Consider the following 18137-nt stretch of genomic DNA (forward strand, 5'->3'; position numbering starts at 1 on the left):
AAGAAGGTAGAGGACGTGTTTCGTAGGAGCCCACTTGTGGGCGATGCTCTTGGCGGCGGCCGACCAGAAGCATCGCCCACAAGTGAGCCCCTACAAGGGAGGCGATCAGTGTTGCATGGGCGTGTGCCCCGGCTGCGTCCGCACGCGGGCCAACCAGGCAAGGATGCCCGGATAGGGCGACAGGTCGAACCCACCATCGCCGGCGCAATGGGTATAGGCGTAGAGCGCAATGTCGGCCAGCCCGTAACGCCCGCCCACGAACCATTCGCGACCGGCCAGGTGCTGCTCCATCACCCCCAGCACGCCCTTGCCGCGCTCGAGCAGCGCCGGCAGCTCGCCTTGTCGCGCATGCCCGGCCGGCAACCAGCCCCGGATGAAGCGCGCCACCGCGATGCACGGCTCGTGGCTGTACTGCTCGAAGAACAGCCACTGCAGCGTCTGCGCGCGCAACCAAGGGTCGTCGGGCCAGAACGCGGTGCCCTCGGCGAGATAGCACAGGATCGCGTCCGACTCCGCCAGCCGCCGGCCATCCTCCAGCTCCAGCAGCGGCACCTTGCCGTTGGGGTTCATCGCCAGGTATTCGGGTGTGCGCGTCGCGCCATGCGCGCTGTCGACATCGATCCAGCGGTAATCGCGGCCCAGCTGGTCGAGCAGCAACTGCAGCTTGTAGCAGTTGCCGGAGGCACGCATGCCGTAGATGGTGATCATGCGTTCGCGCTCCGCCGGGCGATCCACTGCTGCCGCGTCTGGCCCCATATCTCGGTCGGCTCGCGCTCGTAGGGTGGTGGCAGCCTGCCCGGGCCGCGGTTGGTCGAACCGAGCCGTTGCGCGAGCGCCTGCGAAGGCTTGTTCTCCGGATGGATCGAGTGGATGACCTCGCTCCAGCCCAGATTGTCGAACGCCCAGTCGATCGCGGCGATGGCACCCTCGACGGCGTAACCCTTGCCCCACGCGGCGCGCGCCAGGCCCCAACCGACCTCGGTGCCCGGCCAGCCGTCGGGGAACCACGGGCCGAGCCGACCGATCCAGTGGCCGCTGGCCTTTTCGATCACCGAGAACATGGAGAAGCCCTGGATCGTCCAGGCGCCGGCCGATGCCAGGAAGCCGCGCCAGGCCAGCGCGCGTGGTTGCTGCCCGCCGATGAAGCGGGCCGCTTCCAGGTCGGCCATGTTGGCCGCGTAGGCATCGAAGTCCTCGATGCGCGGCGGCCGCAGGATCAGGCGGTCGGTTTCGATGCGGATGTCCGGAACGTGCAAGGCCTGGCTCCTTGAAGAGAGGATTCGGCTTGCCGCAGGTTTTGCCCTTGCGACATGGCCGAACCCTCATCCGTGGCTACGCGCCACCTTCTCCCGGAGGGAGAAGGAACATCAGAACGCGTTGATGCCGGTCAGTTCGCGGCCGACCACCAACTGGTGCACCGTCTCGGTGCCCTCGTAGGTGATCACCGATTCGAGGTTCAGCGCGTGGCGGATGGCCGAGTGCTCGGTAGTGATGCCGGCACCGCCGAGGATGTCGCGGCAGTCGCGCGCGATGTCGATGGCCATGCGGCAGTTGTTCCACTTGGCCAGCGAAACCTGGGTCGGCTGCATGGTGCCGGCATCCTTCAGGCGGCCGAGCTGCAGCGAGAGCAGTTGCGCGGTGGTGATGCGGCGGGCCATGTCGGCCATCTTCAACTGCACGGCCTGGTTGGAGGCCAGCGGCCGGCCGAACAGGATGCGCTCGGCGGTGTAGTCGAGCACTTCCTTCAGGCACGCCTGCGCGGCGCCGATCGGGCCCCAGGTGATGCCGTAGCGGGCCTGCGTGAGGCAGCCCAGCGGGCCCTTCAGGCCTTTCACGTTGGGCAGGCGGCTGGCTTCGGGCACGCGCACGTTGTCGAAGAACAGTGCGCTGGTGACCGAGGCGCGCAGGCTCATCTTCTTGTGCACTTCCTGCGCGGTGAAACCCTTGGTGTCCGTCGGCACGATGAAGCCCTGGATGCCGTCCTCGGTCTGTGCCCAGACGATCGCGATGTGGGCCAGGTTGCCGTTGGTGATCCACATCTTGGCGCCGTTGATGACCCAGTCGCCGCCGTCCTTTTTGGCGTTGGTCTTCATGTTGGCCGGGTCGGAGCCGCCGTGCGGCTCGGTCAGGCCGAAGCAGCCGATCACCTCGCCCGCCGCCATCTTCGGCAGGTAGTGCGCCTTCTGCTCTTCGGTGCCGTAGGCATAGATCGGGTACATGCACAGCGAACTCTGCACCGAGGCGAAGCTGCGCAGGCCCGAATCGCCGCGCTCCAGTTCCTGGCAGATCAGGCCATAGCTCACGCCGTTCATACCGGCGCAGCCGTACTTTTCCGGAATCGTCGCGCCGAGCAGGCCCAGGTTGGCGATCTCCGGGATCAGCTCCTTCGGAAAGCGGGCCTGGTCGAAGCAGTCGCCGATGATCGGCAGCACCTTCTCGTCGACGAAGCGGCCGACGGTGTCCTGCACCATGCGCTCCTCGTCGGTGAGCAGCGAGCGGACGTCGTACAGGTCGAGCGGATCGAGGCGGGCGGCCATGCTGGGTTCCGTTGAAGGGACAAGCCCGGCATTCTACCGCCCGTGGCGGCGGCAGGTCATGCCGGGACCGCTACCGGCCCGCGGCCGCCTGCCGCTTTCGTCCAATCTTCGGATCCCCATGCTCAAGGGCGTACTCCTCGGTTTTGCCTGCTACGCCGCCTATGCGATCAGCGATGCCTTCGTCAAATCGCTGCACGGCACGCTGCCGGCGTTCGAGGCGGTGTTCTTCGGGGCTGTACTGGGGCTGGTGGCGATTCCCTTCATCCGCAAGCCCGGCGACCGCTGGCACGAGGTGTTCGTCGCCAGGCGCCCGTCGCTGTGGTGGATCCGTGCGGTGACCGGCGCGGCCACCAATTTGTCGGCCGTGGTGGCGTTCACGCACCTGCCGATGGCCGAGGCGTTCGCGCTGATCTTCCTGATGCCGATCTTCGTGACCGTGCTTTCGGTGATTTTTCTCAAGGAACACGTGGGCTGGCGCCGCTGGTCGGCGGTCCTGGCGGGCTTTATCGGCGTGCTGGTGGTGCTGCGCCCGGGCTTCCGCCAGCTGGGCGTAGGCCACTTCGCAGCGATGACCTGCGGGATGGCCGGCGCGATCTCGATGGTCGCGCTGCGCAAGGCCGGAGCACACGAAAAGCGCATCAGCCTGTACGGCGCCGGGGTGATCGGCCCGCTGGCGATCGGCGGCCTGCTGACGCTGACCTCGTTCACCTGGCCAAGCCTGTACCAGTGGTGGCTGCTGGCCGGCTACGGCCTGCTCGCCGGGCTGGCCGGCGTGCTGCTGATGCTGGCCACCCAGCTCATTCCCGCCAACCGCGTGGCGCCGACCCAGTACAGCCAGATGCTGTGGGCGATCGGCTTTGGCTACTGGCTGTTCGGCGATTCGCTGGACTGGCCGATGCTGGCCGGCATCGTGCTGATCCTGGGCGCCGGATTGTTCACCCTGGTGCGCGAGGACCAGGTGACCGGCTGGTGGCGGCGGATCAAGCTGGTTTGAATCACCGCAGGGATGGCTGGCAGGACCGAGGCGCGCCAGCCCTCCAGCCAGTCGGCGCCACCCCAGCGCAGCACCCACAGGGCGAATAGGCAGTCGGTGGCGAACAGCAGCGTCCAGCTCGCCAGGTTCATGGACGCCTCGTGGCTCAGCGGTTGCTGACGCCGTGCGGCACGTGGCCGGTGGCGACGTGTTTGCGCGCCGATTCCACGTTGGCGGGGGAATCGTCGAAGAAGATGTCGGCGCCGAAAGCATCCAGGAACGGGCCCTTGTCGCGGCCTCCCAGGAACAGCGCCTCGTCGATGCGCACGCCCCAGCGGCGCAGGGTCAGGATCACGCGCTTGTGCGCCGGCGCCGATCGGGCGGTGACCAGCGCGGTGCGGATCGGCGAATCTTCCGCCGGAAAGGCGGTCTGCAGGCGGTGCAGCGCGGTCAGGAAACCACGGAACGGGCCGACCGAAAGCGGCTCGGCAGCGTGCTCGGTCTCTCGCCGGTGGAAGGCTTCCAGACCCTCCTCGCGGGACACCCGTTCGCCCTCGTCGCCAAAGATCACCGCGTCGCCGTCAAAGGCGATGCGCAGCTGCTCGCTGGCACGAGGCGGCGCGGTGCTGGGCAGGATGGTGGCGGCCGCGACGCCCGCGGCGAGCGCGCGGCCGACGTCTTCGGCGTTGGCCGACAGGAACAGATCGGCCTTGAACGGCGCGATGTAATCCGACGTGGGAGCGCCGCTGGTGAAGGCCGCGCGGCTGATCTCCATGCCGTAGTGCTGGATCGCATTGAAGATGCGCAGGCCGGTATCGCCGGAATTGCGCGAAAGCAGGATCACCTCCACGGGTGGCACATCGCCGGCCAGCCTGTTCAAGCCCAGCAGCTTCTGCACCAGCGGAAAGGCCACGCCCGGCTTGAGGAGCTGGTCCTCGTGCTCGATCTGGAAGCGGCGATAGGCGTCCAGGCCGTCGCGCTCGAACAACGCGTGGCTGTCGCCCAGATCGAACAGCGCGCGCGAGGAGATGGCAACGACCAGGCGATTGTCGGTGCTTGCGCCGGGGTCATGGGCGTCGGGGATGGTCATGGGCTCAATCTAGCAAAGGAGCAAGTTCCGAGTGCGGAAGACCCTCCCTCTCCGCCAACCCCTTCCGGCGGGCCGGGAAGAGGGAGCAAAGGCCGCTGCTATTCCGCCGCAAACTGCTCATCGAGAATCCGCTGCTCCAGGTTGTGCTCCGGATCGAACAACAGCTTCACGCCGCACTCCTCGGCCTGGCAGATCTTCACCACACGCACGTCGCGCACCTCGAGGAAGTCGGCGGTGGCGCTCACCGGCCGCTTGCCTGGTTCGAGCACGCGCAGCGTCACCTGCGTGCGATGCGGCAGGATCGCGCCGCGCCAGCGGCGGGGACGGAACGGGCTGATCGGGGTGAGCGCCAGCACGTTGGCATCCAGCGGCAGGATCGGGCCGTGCGCAGAAAGGTTGTAGGCGGTGGAACCGGCCGGCGTGGCGACCATGATGCCGTCGCAGACCAGCGCGGGCAGCTTGACCGTGTCGTTGAGCTTCACTTCCAGATGCGCGGCCTGGTTGGTCTGGCGCAACAGCGACACTTCGTTGAACGCCAGCGCGAACTGCTCGTTGCCGGCGCCATCGATGGTGCGCATCTGCAGCGGGTAAAGCAGCGCGGCGTGGGCGCGTTCGATGCGCGCGGGCAGATCGTCAAGCTGGTGCTTGTTCATCAGGAAGCCGACGCGACCGAGCTTCATGCCGTAGACCGGCAGGTCGAGCGCGCGATGGGCATGCAGCGAACGCAGCATGAAGCCGTCGCCTCCCAGCGCCACGATCACCTCGGCCTCCAGCGGCGGCAGGTCGCCGTAGCGTTCGGCCAGCTTGCGGCGGGCCTGCTGGGCGACGGCGGTGTCGCTGGCGACGAAGGCGAAGCGCATGGGCGTCCGGCGTGGCGAGGGATGCTTCGAGCTTAGCGCAGCCCATGGTGATCCAGCAGATTTGCTCCCTCCCCTGCTTGCAGGGGAGGGTCGGGGAGGGGTGCTTTTACGCTCCGGGCGAGCTACCTCCTCCCGACATCCCCCTGCAAGCAGGGGGAGGAGCAAATCCATCAACCCACCGGCACCTGCGCCAGCTGTGCCAGGCGACGGACCGCGACCGAGGCGATCGGGTAGTCCGCGTTCTGGGTCAGGATCTCCGCCAGCATGCTGCGGGTGTACTTGAGCGTGGCATCGTCGCGCTCGAGCCACGCCTGCACCGGCGAGACGTCCTTGCGCTCGCCGACCAATGCCAGCACCTGCTGCGCCAGGGCGCGGTGCTGGTGGTTGAGCTCGTCCAGCAGCGAACCGCGTGCCTGCGCATGCCAGTGGCCTTCCACTGGCAACGCCTCGATCTGGCCACGCAGCCATTCCAGGTCCAGCGCCTCGCCCAGCTGGTAGAACACCCCGGCGACGGTGGTGATCGGCTGGCCGCTCTGCTGGGCGACCTCGCACATATCCAGCACCGCGCGCAGCACCGGCATGCGGGCCAGCCGCACAGCCAGCCCGGCCGGCACGCCCAGGCCCTCCCACTTTTCGCAGCTGATCTCGAAATCGGCCTTGCCGGTGGGCGTCAGCACGTCGGGCAGCGCCTGGCGCAGCGCGCTGACGCCGGCCTGGTAGCGCTCGACGTTGGCGGCGATGTCCAGCGTGCCGCCCGGACGGTTGAGCAGCCAGCGGGTCATGTGCCGCAGCTGCGACCAGATCTGCATGACCGCGTCGATCTGGGTGTCCTCGGCGACCTTGCTGTCCAGCGCCTCGATCTCGGCCCACAGCTCGCGTGCGTCGAGGATCTCGCGCGCGGCGGTGTAGGCCTTGGCGATCGCCGCCGGACCCTGGCCCGTATCCTCCTGCATGCGCAGCATGAAGGTGGCACCCATGCGGTTGATCGTCGAGTTGGTCACCGCGGTGGCGATGATTTCCCGCTTCAGGCGGTGACGCTGCATGTTGTCGGCGTACTTCTCGTGCAGCGGCTCGGGGAAGTAGCGCACCAGTTCCTTGGACAGGTACGGGTCTTCCGGCACGTCCGACTCGAGCAGCTGCTGGAACAGCTTGATCTTGTCGTAGGACAGCAGCACCGACAGTTCCGGCCGGGTCAGGCCCTGGTGGCGTGCCTTGCGCTCGGCCAGTTCCGCGTCGGAGGGCAGGTTCTCCACCTGGCGGTCGAGCAGGCCCTGTCCCTCCAGCTCGCGGATGAAGTGCGCCATCGAACCCAGCCGCTTGACCGACTGGTGTTCCATCAGGGTGATTGCCTGGTTCTGCCGGTAGTTGTCCCACAGCACCAGTTGCGCGACCTCGTCGGTCATCGCGGCAAGCTGCGTGTTGCGGCCTTCTTCGGTCAGCTCGCCGCGGCGCACCGCGTCGTTGAGCAGGATCTTGATGTTCACCTCGTGGTCGGAGGTGTCCACGCCAGCGGAGTTGTCGATGAAGTCGGTGTTGAGCAGCACGCCGCGCTGCGCGGCCTCGATGCGGCCCTTCTGGGTGAAGCCCAGGTTGCCGCCCTCGCCCACCACCTTGCAGCGCAGGTCGCCGCCGTTGATGCGCAATCCGTTGTTGGAGCGATCACCGACGTCGGCGTTGGTCTCCTGCGAGGACTTCACATAGGTACCGATACCGCCGTTCCACAGCAGATCGACCGGTGACTTGAGGATCGCGCTCATCAGCTCGTTCGGGGTGAGCTGGGTCGCGTCGTCCTTCAGCCCCAGCGCCGCACGCACCTGCGGCGAGACCGGGATCGACTTGGCACTGCGCGGATACACGCCGCCGCCCTCGGAAATCAGCGACTTGTCGTAGTCGTCCCAGCTCGAGCGCGGCACCTTGAACATGCGCTGGCGCTCGGCGAAGGAGGTCGCGGCATCCGGGGTCGGGTCCAGGAAGATGTGCCGGTGGTCGAACGCGGCCACCAGCCGGATGTGCTCGGACAGCAGCATGCCGTTGCCGAACACGTCGCCGGACATGTCGCCGATGCCGACGCAGGTGAAATCCTCGGCCTGCGAATCACGGCCGAGCGCGCGGAAGTGGCGCTTGACCGATTCCCACGCACCACGAGCGGTGATGCCCATGCCCTTGTGGTCGTAGCCGTTCGAACCGCCGGAGGCGAACGCGTCGCCGAGCCAGTAGTTGTGCTCGATGGAAATGGCGTTGGCGATGTCGGAGAAGGTCGCCGTGCCCTTGTCGGCCGCCACCACCAGGTAGGGGTCGTCCGGATCGTGGCGCACCACCTCGTGCGGCGGCACTACCTTGCCCTCGACCAGGTTGTCGGTGATGTCGAGCAGGCCGTTGATGAACATCTTGTAGCAGGCGATGCCCTCGGCGATCTGCGCGTCACGATCGGCGCCCACCGGCGGACGCTTGACGAAGAAGCCGCCCTTGGAGCCGACCGGCACGATCACGGTGTTCTTGACCATCTGCGCCTTGACCAGGCCCAGCACCTCCGTGCGGAAGTCCTCGCGGCGGTCGGACCAGCGCAGGCCGCCACGGGCGACCGCGCCGAAGCGCAGGTGAATGCCTTCCACGCGTGCGGCCGACACGAAGATCTCGCGGTACGGCACCGGCTTGGGCAGCTCGGGCACCTGGTGCGAGTCGAACTTGTAGCTGATGTACGGGCGGTGGGCGCCGTCCCACTGCTGGAAGAAGCTGGTGCGCAGGGTGGCGCGGATCACGCCCAGGAAGCTGCGCAGGATGCGATCGTCGTCCAGGCTGGCAACGTTTTCCAACAGCGCCGCGACGGCGTCCTCGGTCACCGCGACCTGATCGGCGCGCGGGCGCTGGAGCATGGCGACCAGGCCATCGACCAGGGCCGGCTGCGGCGCCTGCACGTTGCCCGGGATCAGCACGCGCATCTCGGCGGCGAGCAACTCGCCGGCGGTCTTCAGTTCCCCGGCCGACAGGCTCTCGCGGCGCGGATCGAACTTGGCATTGAACAGCTCCACCAGCAGGCCGGCGATGGCCGGATAGCGGTTGAGCGCGTCTTCCATGTAGGCCTGCGAGAACGACACGCCGGCCTGCAGCAGGTACTTGCAATAGCCGCGCAGCATCGCGACCTGGCGCCAGTTGAGCTTGGCGCCGAGCACGAGGCGGTTGAAGCCGTCGTTCTCGGCGTTGCCGCGCCAGATCTGCTCGAAGGCGTCCTCGAACAGCTCGCCGACCTGCTCCACGGTGAAGGTGAGGTGGCCGACCGGCTGCACCTCGAAATCCTGGATGAACAGCGGCGTGCCGCCATTGCGCACGTCGTAGACATGCTCGGTGAGTACGCGCAGCCCCAGGTTCTCCAACTGCGGCAGCACCTCGGACAACGCGATGTCGCTGCCGGAACGGTAGACCTTGAAGCGCAGTTCGTCCGGCCGTTGCGGCGGGTGGTAGAAGGACATGCGCACGGCGTCGTCGCCTTCGAGCTGCGACAGCTCCCAGACGTCCTCGGCCGCCACTTCCGGGCTCACCTCGTCGACGTAGCCGACCGGCAATGCCTTGACGTAGCGGTTGGCCAGCACCACGCCCGCGTGGTCGCCGCGCGCGGCGACCAGCGCGTCGCGTACGTCGTCGTGCCAGTTGCGCACGATCGCGGCCACCGCCTGTTCCAGCGCCGCGCTGTCGTAGTTGGGGCGGTCGCCGATCTTCGGGCGCACCACCACGTGCAGGCGGGCCAGCGCGGCCTCGCCCATCAGCACGGCCGAATCCACGTGTTCGCCGTGCAGCGCGTCGCGCAGCAGATTCTCGATGCGCTCGCGCACGGTGGTGTTGAAGCGCTCGCGCGGCACGTAGACCAGGCAGGTGTAGAAGCGGCCGTAGCGGTCACGGCGCACGAACAGGCGCGTGCGGGCCCGCTGGCGCAGGTCCAGGATGCCGCAGGAAATGCCGAACAGCTCGTCCTCGCTGCTCTGGAACAGCTCGTCGCGCGGCAGCGTCTCGAGGATGTGCCGCAGGGATTTCCCGGAATACGAATCGCGCTTCAGGCCCGAGCGGCACAGCACCGCCTCGACCCTCTGGCGCACCAGCGGCACGTCCTGCGGGCGCGCCATGTAGGCGTTGGATGAGAACAGGCCCAGGAAGCGCTGCTCGGCCACCGGCTTGCCATCTTCTCCGAACTTGAGCACGCCCACGTAATCCATGTAGCCCGGACGATGCACGTGCGAGCGGGCGTTGGTCTTGGTCAGGATCACCGCGTCGGTCGAGCCCGACTGCGGCAGTTCCGAGGCGACCAGGCTGCGCAGCGAACGCGGCGCGACCGAGCGCTCGCTGCCGCGCAGGATGCCCAGGCCCGAATCGTTGACCGCGCACAACACATCCTCGCCATCGGCTTCGGTCACTTCGTATTCGCGATAGCCGAGGAAGGTGAAGTTCTCGTCCGCCAGCCAGCGCAGGAAATCGGATGCCTCGCCCACCCTGCGCTCGCCCAGCGGCAGCTTGCGCTGGGGAAGCTCGGCGGCGATCGCCAGCGCCTTGTCGCGCATGGCCGACCAGTCGTCCACGGCGACCCGCACGTCTTCAAGCGCCGCTTCCACGCGCGCCTTGAGCGCGGCCTGGGCGGCCTCGTCGGCGACGCGGTCGACCTCGAAATGCATCACCGACTCCGGCTTGCCGCCCTCGCCCAGGCCCTGCAACTGGCCCTTGGCATCGCGCGTGGCGCTGATCACCGGATGGATGACGCCATGGATCTGCAGGGCGTCGGAGACCACCATGCTGACCGTATCGACCAGGAAAGGCATGTCGTCGGTGATCACTTCGATCACGGTGCGACCGGCGTGGCCGCGCTCGGGATTGAACACCCGTACCTTGGCAAGGCGCGGCTCGCGCTGCTGGATGAAATCGAGCAGGCCGGCGGTGAGCGCTGCCCACTCCGCCGGCGTATGCAGGTCCACGTCGCTATGCGCCATCCGCGCGAAGAAGGCTCCGATAAAAAATTGCGCCTCATCAAGGCGCCGGGTCGGAAAACCGCTGTTCTTCAGTTCCTCGAAGACAGCCGGGGGAACCGGACTGTCGCTGGTCGCGCGAATGGCATTCATGGCATCTGCTTGTCAGTGGAAACGAAAGGTGCCCGCGCTGGGGAGGCGCAAAGCCCCAAAAGGATACGCCTGGCGTCAGGGCGATTCCACAGACGAAGCCTGAAGCGGCGGGGGCTGAGGGGATTTTTTGTGGGCCTCTGCCGTGTTCGCTGTGGATGCGCATGCCCAGGCCGGCGCAGCCGGGGCCTGGGTTGGGTGAGGGTGCGGTCTTTCGCCTTGCCCGGCCGCCGTAGGAGCGCCCTTGGGCGCGACCGCGTTTATCCAACACTGTGCCGTGGCGGCACAGATGGCGGTCGCGCCCAAGGGCGCTCCTACAAGGAATTTCCGAAAGCTGGCCTTCCGGCTGCGCGGGGATGGTGCTTTGCACACAACTTTCAGCCGTCCGCAAGATCTTGGCGGCGACGGTTCGCAAAATGTAAACTCGTCGGTATAGTTGCGCACTTCCCGCCGACGGCCGCCCGCCGCCGGCACGTCGTGTTACGACCATTGGCACTGGTCGGTCACGCCATCGCACGTATGCTCGCCGGCTTCCCCGCCGTGTCCCCCGATCACGACATAAGAATGGAGTTCCCATGAAGTCCACGACAACGCGCACCCTGGCCCTGTGCCTCGGAATGCTTGCCCTGGCCGCCTGCGGCGGCGAGGAGCAATCGCAGGGGCCGCAGCAGATGCCGCCGCCGCAGGTGGGAGTGATCACCCTGAAGCCACAGACGGTGCCGCTGACCAAGGATCTGGTCGGTCGCCTCTCCGCGTTCCGCAGCGCCGACGTGCGCGCCCGCGTGCCCGGCGTGCTGCTCAAGCGTACCTACGAAGAAGGCACCGACGTCAAGAAGGGCCAGTTGCTGTTCGAGATCGACCCGGCGCCGCTGAAGGCCACGCTGGGCGCGGCCCAGGCCAGCCTGGCGCAGGCCCAGGCCAGCTACACCAACGCCAAGGTCAACGCCAGCCGCGCCCGCGAGCTGGCGCCCAAGGGCTATGTCTCCAAGGCCGACCTGGACAACGCGCTGGCGACCGAGCGCAGTGCCGCCGCGGCGGTGCAGCAGGCTCGCGCCACCGTGGAGTCGGCCAAGATCAACCTGGGCTATGCCGATGTGCGCTCGCCGATCGACGGCCGCGCCGGGCAGCAGCAGGTGACCGAGGGCGCGCTGGTCGGCCAGGGCGAGGCGACCCTGCTCACCACCGTCGACCAGATCGACCCGCTGTACGTGAACTTCACCATGAGCGTGTCCGAACTCGAACAACTGCGTCAGGCGCAGGGCCAGGGCAACGTGTCGCTGGCCGGCAACGACAGCGCCCAGGTGCGCGTGGCGCTGCCCGACGGCAGCGCCTACGGCGAGCCGGGCACGGTGGACTTCTCCGCCGCCACCGTCGATCCGGCCACTGGCGCGGTGAAGCTGCGCGCGCGCATGCCCAACCCCGAGCATGCCCTGCTGCCGGGCATGTACGTCACCCTGGAAGCCTCGCTGGGCCAGCGCCACAACGTGTTCGTCATTCCGCAGGCCGCGGTGCTGCGCGATACCACGGGCGCCTATGTGTTCGCCGTGGGCGCGGATGGCAAGGTCGTGCGCCACCCCGTCACCACCAGCGCCATGTCGGGCGGCGACTGGATCGTCACCAGCGGCCTCAAGGCAGGCGAGAAGGTGATCGTCTCGGGCGTGCAGAACGTCAAGGAAGGCGCGCCGGCCAAGGCCACGCCGTGGCAGCCGCAGGCCGATTCCGGCGGCAAGCCTTCCGCCGACAAGGCGCCGGCCGCCGCCGCGACCGCGCGCGGCAAGTAACGGAGCGCCGACATGCCGAGTTTCTTCATCGACCGCCCGATCTTCGCGTGGGTGGTGGCCATCCTGATTTCGCTGGGTGGCGTACTGGCCATTCTCAACCTGGGCGTGGAGTCCTACCCCAACATCGCGCCGCCCTCGGTGACGGTGAACGCGTCCTATCCGGGCGCCAGCGCCGAGACCACCGAGAAGGCGGTCACCCAGGTCATCGAGCAGCAGCTCACCGGCATCGACCATCTGCTGTATTTCAGCTCCTCGTCCAGCGCCAGTGGTCGCGCCAGCATCACGCTGACCTTCGAAAGCGGCACCGACCCGGACATCGCCCAGGTGCAGGTGCAGAACAAGGTCTCGCTGGCCACGCCGCGCCTGCCCTCGGAAGTGACCCAGCAGGGCGTGGTGGTGGCCAAGGCCAACTCCGGCTTCCTGATGGTGGTGGCGCTGACCTCCGACAATCCGAACATCGACCGCGACCGATTGGGCGACATCGTCGGCTCGCAGGTGCTCGACCAGATTTCGCGCGTGCCGGGCGTGGGCAGCACCAACCAGTTCGGCTCCGAGTACGCCATGCGCATCTGGCTCAATCCGGACCAGCTGCATGGCTACAACCTTTCGGCCACCCAGGTGCTCAACGCGATCCGCGCGCAGAACGTGCAGTTCGCCGCCGGCTCGATCGGTGCCGACCCGGCACTGCCCGGCCAGGGCTTCACCGCCACGGTGTCCACCGAGGGCCGCTTCACCAGTCCCGAGCAGTTCGCCAACATCATCCTGCGCGCCAACCCCGATGGCACCACGGTGAAACTGGGAGACGTGGCGCGGATCAGCTTCGGGCCCGGCAACTACGGCTTCAATACCACCGTCGACGGCAAGCCGATCGGCGCCTTCGCAATCCAGCTGCTGCCCGGCGCCAATGCGCTCAACGTGGCCACCGCCGTGCGCGGCAAGATGAATGAGCTGGCCCCCAGCTTCCCGCCGGGCGTGAGCTGGTTCAGCCCGTACGACAGCACCGCCTTCGTGAGGATCTCCATCGACGAAGTGGTGCACACGCTGATCGAGGCGATCGTGCTGGTGTTCCTGGTGATGCTGCTGTTCCTGCAGAACATCCGCGCCACCATCATCCCGACGCTGGTGATCCCGGTGGCACTGCTGGGCACCTTCCTGGGCATGCTGGTATTGGGCTTCACCATCAACCAGTTGACCCTGTTCGGCATGGTGCTGGCGATCGGCATCGTGGTGGACGACGCGATCGTGGTGATCGAGAACGTCGAACGCATCATGACCGAGGAGAACCTCTCGCCCAAGGAAGCCACGCGCAAGGCGATGGGCCAGATCACCGGCGCGGTGGTGGCGATCACCGTGGTGCTGACGGCGGTGTTCGTGCCCTCGGCGCTGCAGCCGGGCGCCTCGGGCATCATCTACAAGCAGTTTGCGCTGACCATCGCGGTATCGATGGGCTTCTCGGCGTTCCTGGCGCTTTCCTTCACGCCGGCACTGTGCGCGAGCTTCCTCAAGCCCGAGCACCACAAGAAGAAGAACGTCGTCTTCCGCAAGTTCAACCAGTTCTTCGACTGGACCACGCGCACCTACACCGGCCACGTCGGCAGCGCCGTTCGGCACGCGCCGCGCTGGATGTTCGTGTTCGTGCTGGTCGCGGTGCTGGGCGTCTTCCTGTACACCCGCCTGCCCGGCAGCTTCCTGCCCGAGGAGGACCAGGGTTACGCGATGTCGGTGATCCAGCTACCGCCTGGCGCCACCAAGGAGCGCACGGAACAGGTGATGGGCGAGATGCTGCGGGTGCTGAAAAAGGATCCGGCGGTCGACACCGTTCTGCAGGTGGCCGGCTTCAGCTTCATCGGTTCGGGCGAGAACGCCGGCATGGCCTTCATCAAGCTCAAGGACTGGTCCGAGCGCGACGTCACCGCGGCGGAGTTCATCCAGCGCGCCAACGGAGCGCTGTTCCAGATCCACGATGCGCGCATCTTCGTGGTGAACATCCCCACGGTGCAGGGCCTGGGCCAGTTCGGCGGCTTCGACATGTACCTGCAGGATCGTGCCGGCTTCGGCCGCGAGGCGTTGACGCAGGCGCGCAACACCCTGCTCGGCAAGGCCGGCCAGGATCCGGTGCTGACCGGTGTGCGTCCCAATACCCTCGAAGATGCCCCGCAGTTGCACCTGGACGTGGACCGCGTGCAGGCGCAGTCGATGGGGCTGTCGGTCGGTGACATCTACAACGCGGTCGGCCTGATGCTGGCCCCGGTGTATGTCAACGATTTCACCTACGGCGGGCGCATCAAGCGGGTCATCATGCAGGCCGACGCGCCTTACCGCATGAGCCCGGACGCGCTGCAGCACTTCTTCACCCCCAGCAGCACGCAAACCACCGACGCGGGCACGCCGGAGATGATTCCGCTGTCCAACGTGGTGCACACCAACTGGCAGATGGGCTCGCCGTCGCTGAACCGCTACAACGGTTACGCCGCGGTGCAGATCGTCGGCTCGCCCTCGCCGGGCCACGCCTCGGGTGAGGCCATGACCGAGATGGAGGATATCGTCACCAACCAGCTGCCCAAGGGCTACGGCTTCGACTGGACCGGCCAGTCCTATCAGGAAATCCTTTCCGGCAACGCCGCCACGCTGTTGATGGTGCTGTCGATCGTGATCGTGTTCCTGGCGCTGGCCGCGCTTTACGAGAGTTGGTCGATCCCGGTCTCGGTGCTGCTGGTGCTGCCGCTGGGCCTGCTGGGTGCGGTGGTGTTCACGCTGCTGCGCGGGCTGCCGAACGACATCTACTTCAAGATCGGCCTGATCACGGTGATCGGCCTGGCGGCAAAGAACGCGATCCTGATCGTGGAGTTCGCCGTCGAACAGCAGCAGCATGGCAAGACGCTGCGCGAGGGCGTGATCGAGGCCTCCCGCCTGCGCCTGCGCCCGATCCTGATGACCTCGCTGGCCTTCATCCTGGGCGTGTTCCCGCTGTTCATCTCCTCGGGCGCCGGCGCCAACGCTCGCCACGCCATCGGTACCGGCGTGATCGGCGGCATGCTGTTCGCCACGTTCCTGGGTGTGCTGCTGATCCCGGTGTTCTATGTGGTGGTACGCCGCCTGCTGGGCGACAAGCTCGATGGCGACGGTCCGGCGCAGCCGGCGATCGGCAACGGGCCGCATACGTTCGATTCGGACCCACGCCGCGGGCACTGAACCACACCGTTACGCGCAGGCCCGGTGACCCGGGCCTGCGTCGTTTCCGGGCCAGCACGCACGGAAGCAGTGGAGCACGCAAGGATGACCGTCATGCACGAAAGCCCGGCAGCCGCCACCACGGCCACCAGGTCCCTGAAGATCGCCGAAGGCGTCAATAATTTCGATGCCGTGAGGCTGATCGCCGCCCTGCTGGTGCTCTGCTCGCACCAGTTCTATCTGCTTGGCGAGGCGCAGCCCGCCTTCGCCGAACATACGCTGGGCGAGACGGCGGTGATGGTGTTCTTCATCATCAGTGGCTATCTGGTTGCCCAGAGCTGGTACCGCGATCCGCACCTCATGCGATTCCTGCTTAGGCGCCTGTTGCGCCTGTGGCCTGCGCTGGCCGTGGCCACGCTCGCCATTGCCGCCGCAGGTGCCCTGCTGACCATCCTGCCGTTGCACGACTACCTCGGGCACGCCACCTGGCAATTCGTGGCAAAAAACCTGCAATTCCGCACCGTTTACCAGTTGCCCGGCGTATTCCCCAAGGTCGCGTACGACCCGGGCGCCTCTGCGGTCAACGGCAGTTGGTGGAGCATCCCGCTGGAGTTCAAGTGCTATCTCTACCTGGCCCTGCTGGGCCTGATCGGCCTGCGCCGGCGGTGGGTCTGCCTGCTGGCCCTGGCCGTCTTACTGGTGCAAGCCGGGCACGGCAACGCCGTCCAGCCGCTCTACACTGCATTCTTCCTCAGCGGCGTGTGTGCCTGGCAATTCCGTAGCGAATGCCTACGCTTCCGCGGCCCGCTCCTGGTGGCAGGCGTCGCCCTGGTGGCCGTCGCGATCGCCGCCGGCGCTTACTGGACGGCGGAGTGGCTCGTCCTGGTGCCGGCGACGCTCGTGGCCGGGTCCGCCAGCACGCCGGGAATCCAGGCCGCCGGCGTCTTCGGTGACCTTTCCTACGGCATCTATATCTATGCCTATCTGGTGCAGCAGTGCGTGGTGCGGTACTGGCCGGGCACGCCTTCCCTGGCCGGGTCGCTGCCGGTCGCCGTGTTGCTTACCTGCGCCGTCGCCTGGTGTTCCTGGCACGCGGTCGAGGCACCGGCGCTGCAACTCAAGCGCCGGCTGCGGCGCTGGTTTCCGGACCACGCCGCATGAAGCATCCTCCCGGGAAGTCCTGGAGCGCCCGCTCGTTGGCCGGCGCAGGCGCTCCAGCCGTGCTCAGCGCAAGCCGGTCTCGTTGCGCGCGATCACGATGCGCTGGATCTCGCTGGTGCCCTCGTAGATCTCGGTGATCTTGGCGTCGCGGAAGTAGCGCTCCAGCGGCATCTCCTTCGAGTAACCCATGCCGCCGTGGATCTGCACCGCCTGGTGGCTGATCCACATGGCCGCCTCCGACGCGGTGAGCTTGGCGATCGCCGCCTCGGTGCCGAACCGCCCGCCGTTCTTCTCGGCCTGGCTCTTGGCCCAGGCTGCGCGCAGGGTGAGCAGCGTGGCGGCATCAAGCTTGCACTTCATGTCGGCGATCTTGGCCTGAGTCATCTGGAAGGTGCCGATCGGCGCGCCGAAGGCCTTGCGGTCGCGCGACCACTGCAGCGTGGCCTCATAGGCGGCGCGGGCGATGCCGACGGCCTGGGAGGCGATGCCGATGCGACCGGCGTCGAGCACCCCCATGGCGATCGCGAAACCCTTGCCTTCCTGGCCCAGCAGGTCTTCCTTGGCGCAGACGTAGTCGTTGAACTCGATCTCGCAGGTGGCCGAAGCGCGGATACCCAGCTTCGGCTCGGTCTTGCCCGCCAGGAAGCCCTTCTTCTGCGTATCGATGATGAAGGCCGACACGCCCTTGGCGCCGATGCCCGGCGTGGTGATCGCGAACAGCACGATGTAGCGCGCCACCGGGCCGGAGGTGATCCAGCTCTTCTTGCCGTTGATCACCCAGTCGCCGTCGGCATTTTTGGTCGCACGCGTGTGCATGGCCGAGGCGTCGGAGCCCGACTGCGGCTCGGTCAGCGCATAGGCGCCAATGGCCTCGCCCGAGGCAATCGCGCGCACGTAGGTCTGCTTCTGCTCCTCGGTGCCGTGCTTCAGGATGCCGTTGCAGAACAGCGAGTTGTTGACCGACATGATGGTCGAGGTGGCCGCGTCCGCCGCCGCGATCTCGATCATCGCCAGCACGTAGGCGACCGGATCCATGCCGGCGCCGCCGTACTCGGTCGGCACTTCGATGCCCATCAGGCCCATCTGGCCCATCTCGCGGATGTTTTGCAGCGGGAACTCGCCCTTGGCGTCCAGCTCGGCGGCCACCGGCGCGATCCGTTTCGAAGCGAAATCCCGGGCGATCGACTGGATCGAGAGCTGGTCTTCGGTGAAGCTGAAATCCATGGGTGGGCTCCAAGGCTGGCGAAAGCCCACTAGTTTAGCCTAACCCGCATGCGGGCCCGTAGGGCGGGCGTAGGGGGCTTTAAGCCCACCGATTCCCAGTGCAGGTGGGCTGAAGCCCACCCTATGTATGGACTCGCCTCCACGGTCAACCCCCGTTTGCTGTCAAGAACGACCGGCTGCGTCTATGTATGAGGCCTCGTCGAGGTGGTCGCAGGGACCACGGGCCGGCATCGGATGAGCTCGC

11 protein-coding genes are annotated in these 18137 nt (G+C 67.1%); 4 read left to right on the forward strand and 7 right to left on the reverse strand.

Annotated features, from left to right (window positions below):
• Positions 1–105: 105 nt before the first annotated feature.
• The 3 genes from OSC30_RS01875 to OSC30_RS01885 form a co-directional block, all read right to left on the reverse strand.
• Positions 106–708 carry a glutathione S-transferase family protein gene (locus OSC30_RS01875; RefSeq protein WP_267170118.1) on the reverse strand — a complete coding sequence of 201 codons (603 nt, stop codon included), beginning with the start codon at positions 706–708 and terminating at the stop codon, positions 106–108.
• Positions 705–1256, reverse strand: coding sequence for a GNAT family N-acetyltransferase (locus tag OSC30_RS01880; RefSeq protein ID WP_267170119.1), 552 nt, complete (start codon positions 1254–1256; stop codon positions 705–707). Before OSC30_RS01880 ends, OSC30_RS01875 begins: the two co-directional genes overlap by 4 nt.
• 111 nt (positions 1257–1367) lie before the next feature.
• Positions 1368–2537 (reverse strand): acyl-CoA dehydrogenase family protein, encoded by a 1170-nt coding sequence (locus OSC30_RS01885; RefSeq protein ID WP_267170120.1) that lies wholly within the window; start codon positions 2535–2537, stop codon positions 1368–1370.
• Positions 2538–2655: 118 nt separating this feature from the next.
• On the opposite strand from OSC30_RS01885, the gene OSC30_RS01890 reads away from it, so the two are divergent.
• Positions 2656–3531, forward strand: coding sequence for a DMT family transporter (locus OSC30_RS01890; protein ID WP_267170143.1), 876 nt, complete (start codon positions 2656–2658; stop codon positions 3529–3531).
• 145 nt (positions 3532–3676) lie between these two features.
• Here OSC30_RS01890 and OSC30_RS01895 read toward each other — a convergent pair whose 3' ends face one another.
• From OSC30_RS01895 to OSC30_RS01905, 3 genes are all read right to left on the reverse strand, one after another.
• Positions 3677–4600 (reverse strand): 5'-nucleotidase, encoded by a 924-nt coding sequence (locus OSC30_RS01895; protein ID WP_267170121.1) that lies wholly within the window; start codon positions 4598–4600, stop codon positions 3677–3679.
• 98 nt (positions 4601–4698) lie between these two features.
• Positions 4699–5460, reverse strand: a complete 762-nt coding sequence (locus tag OSC30_RS01900; RefSeq protein WP_267170122.1) for an NAD kinase — start codon at positions 5458–5460, stop codon at positions 4699–4701.
• A gap of 170 nt (positions 5461–5630) precedes the next feature.
• The gene (locus OSC30_RS01905) at positions 5631–10559 is read right to left on the reverse strand and encodes an NAD-glutamate dehydrogenase (protein WP_267170123.1); all 4929 of its coding nucleotides are present in this window, start codon (positions 10557–10559) and stop codon (positions 5631–5633) included.
• Between the two features lie 572 nt (positions 10560–11131).
• Between OSC30_RS01905 and OSC30_RS01910 the strand changes: the two genes are divergently transcribed.
• The 3 genes from OSC30_RS01910 (at position 11132) to OSC30_RS01920 (ending at position 16669) form a co-directional block, all read left to right on the forward strand.
• Entirely contained in the window at positions 11132–12337 is a 1206-nt protein-coding gene (locus OSC30_RS01910) for an efflux RND transporter periplasmic adaptor subunit (RefSeq protein WP_267170124.1), read from the forward strand.
• A gap of 12 nt (positions 12338–12349) precedes the next feature.
• The gene (locus OSC30_RS01915) at positions 12350–15529 is read left to right on the forward strand and encodes a multidrug efflux RND transporter permease subunit (protein ID WP_267170125.1); all 3180 of its coding nucleotides are present in this window, start codon (positions 12350–12352) and stop codon (positions 15527–15529) included.
• 93 nt (positions 15530–15622) lie between these two features.
• On the forward strand, positions 15623–16669 hold the full coding sequence (locus OSC30_RS01920) for an acyltransferase family protein (RefSeq protein ID WP_267170126.1): 1047 nt from the start codon (positions 15623–15625) through the stop codon (positions 16667–16669).
• Positions 16670–16732: 63 nt separating this feature from the next.
• On the opposite strand, the gene OSC30_RS01925 is transcribed toward OSC30_RS01920, so the two are convergent.
• Positions 16733–17893, reverse strand: a complete 1161-nt coding sequence (locus tag OSC30_RS01925) for an acyl-CoA dehydrogenase family protein (RefSeq protein WP_267170127.1) — start codon at positions 17891–17893, stop codon at positions 16733–16735.
• Positions 17894–18137 lie beyond the last annotated feature (244 nt).

The organism is Frateuria hangzhouensis (assembly GCF_026410505.1).
Classification (GTDB): domain Bacteria; phylum Pseudomonadota; class Gammaproteobacteria; order Xanthomonadales; family Rhodanobacteraceae; genus Frateuria_A; species Frateuria_A hangzhouensis.

Excerpts from the sequence above, each read along its gene's own strand:
- OSC30_RS01890 (WP_267170143.1), top strand. The coding sequence starts at position 2,656 with ATGCTCAAGGGCGTACTCCTCGGTTTTGCCTGCTACGCCGCCTATGCG.
- OSC30_RS01875 (WP_267170118.1), bottom strand. The coding sequence starts at position 708 with ATGATCACCATCTACGGCATGCGTGCCTCCGGCAACTGCTACAAGCTG.
- OSC30_RS01915 (WP_267170125.1), top strand. The coding sequence starts at position 12,350 with ATGCCGAGTTTCTTCATCGACCGCCCGATCTTCGCGTGGGTGGTGGCC.
- OSC30_RS01925 (WP_267170127.1), bottom strand. The coding sequence starts at position 17,893 with ATGGATTTCAGCTTCACCGAAGACCAGCTCTCGATCCAGTCGATCGCC.
- OSC30_RS01895 (WP_267170121.1), bottom strand. The coding sequence starts at position 4,600 with ATGACCATCCCCGACGCCCATGACCCCGGCGCAAGCACCGACAATCGC.
- OSC30_RS01885 (WP_267170120.1), bottom strand. The coding sequence starts at position 2,537 with ATGGCCGCCCGCCTCGATCCGCTCGACCTGTACGACGTCCGCTCGCTG.
- OSC30_RS01910 (WP_267170124.1), top strand. The coding sequence starts at position 11,132 with ATGAAGTCCACGACAACGCGCACCCTGGCCCTGTGCCTCGGAATGCTT.
- OSC30_RS01905 (WP_267170123.1), bottom strand. The coding sequence starts at position 10,559 with ATGAATGCCATTCGCGCGACCAGCGACAGTCCGGTTCCCCCGGCTGTC.
- OSC30_RS01920 (WP_267170126.1), top strand. The coding sequence starts at position 15,623 with ATGCACGAAAGCCCGGCAGCCGCCACCACGGCCACCAGGTCCCTGAAG.
- OSC30_RS01900 (WP_267170122.1), bottom strand. The coding sequence starts at position 5,460 with ATGCGCTTCGCCTTCGTCGCCAGCGACACCGCCGTCGCCCAGCAGGCC.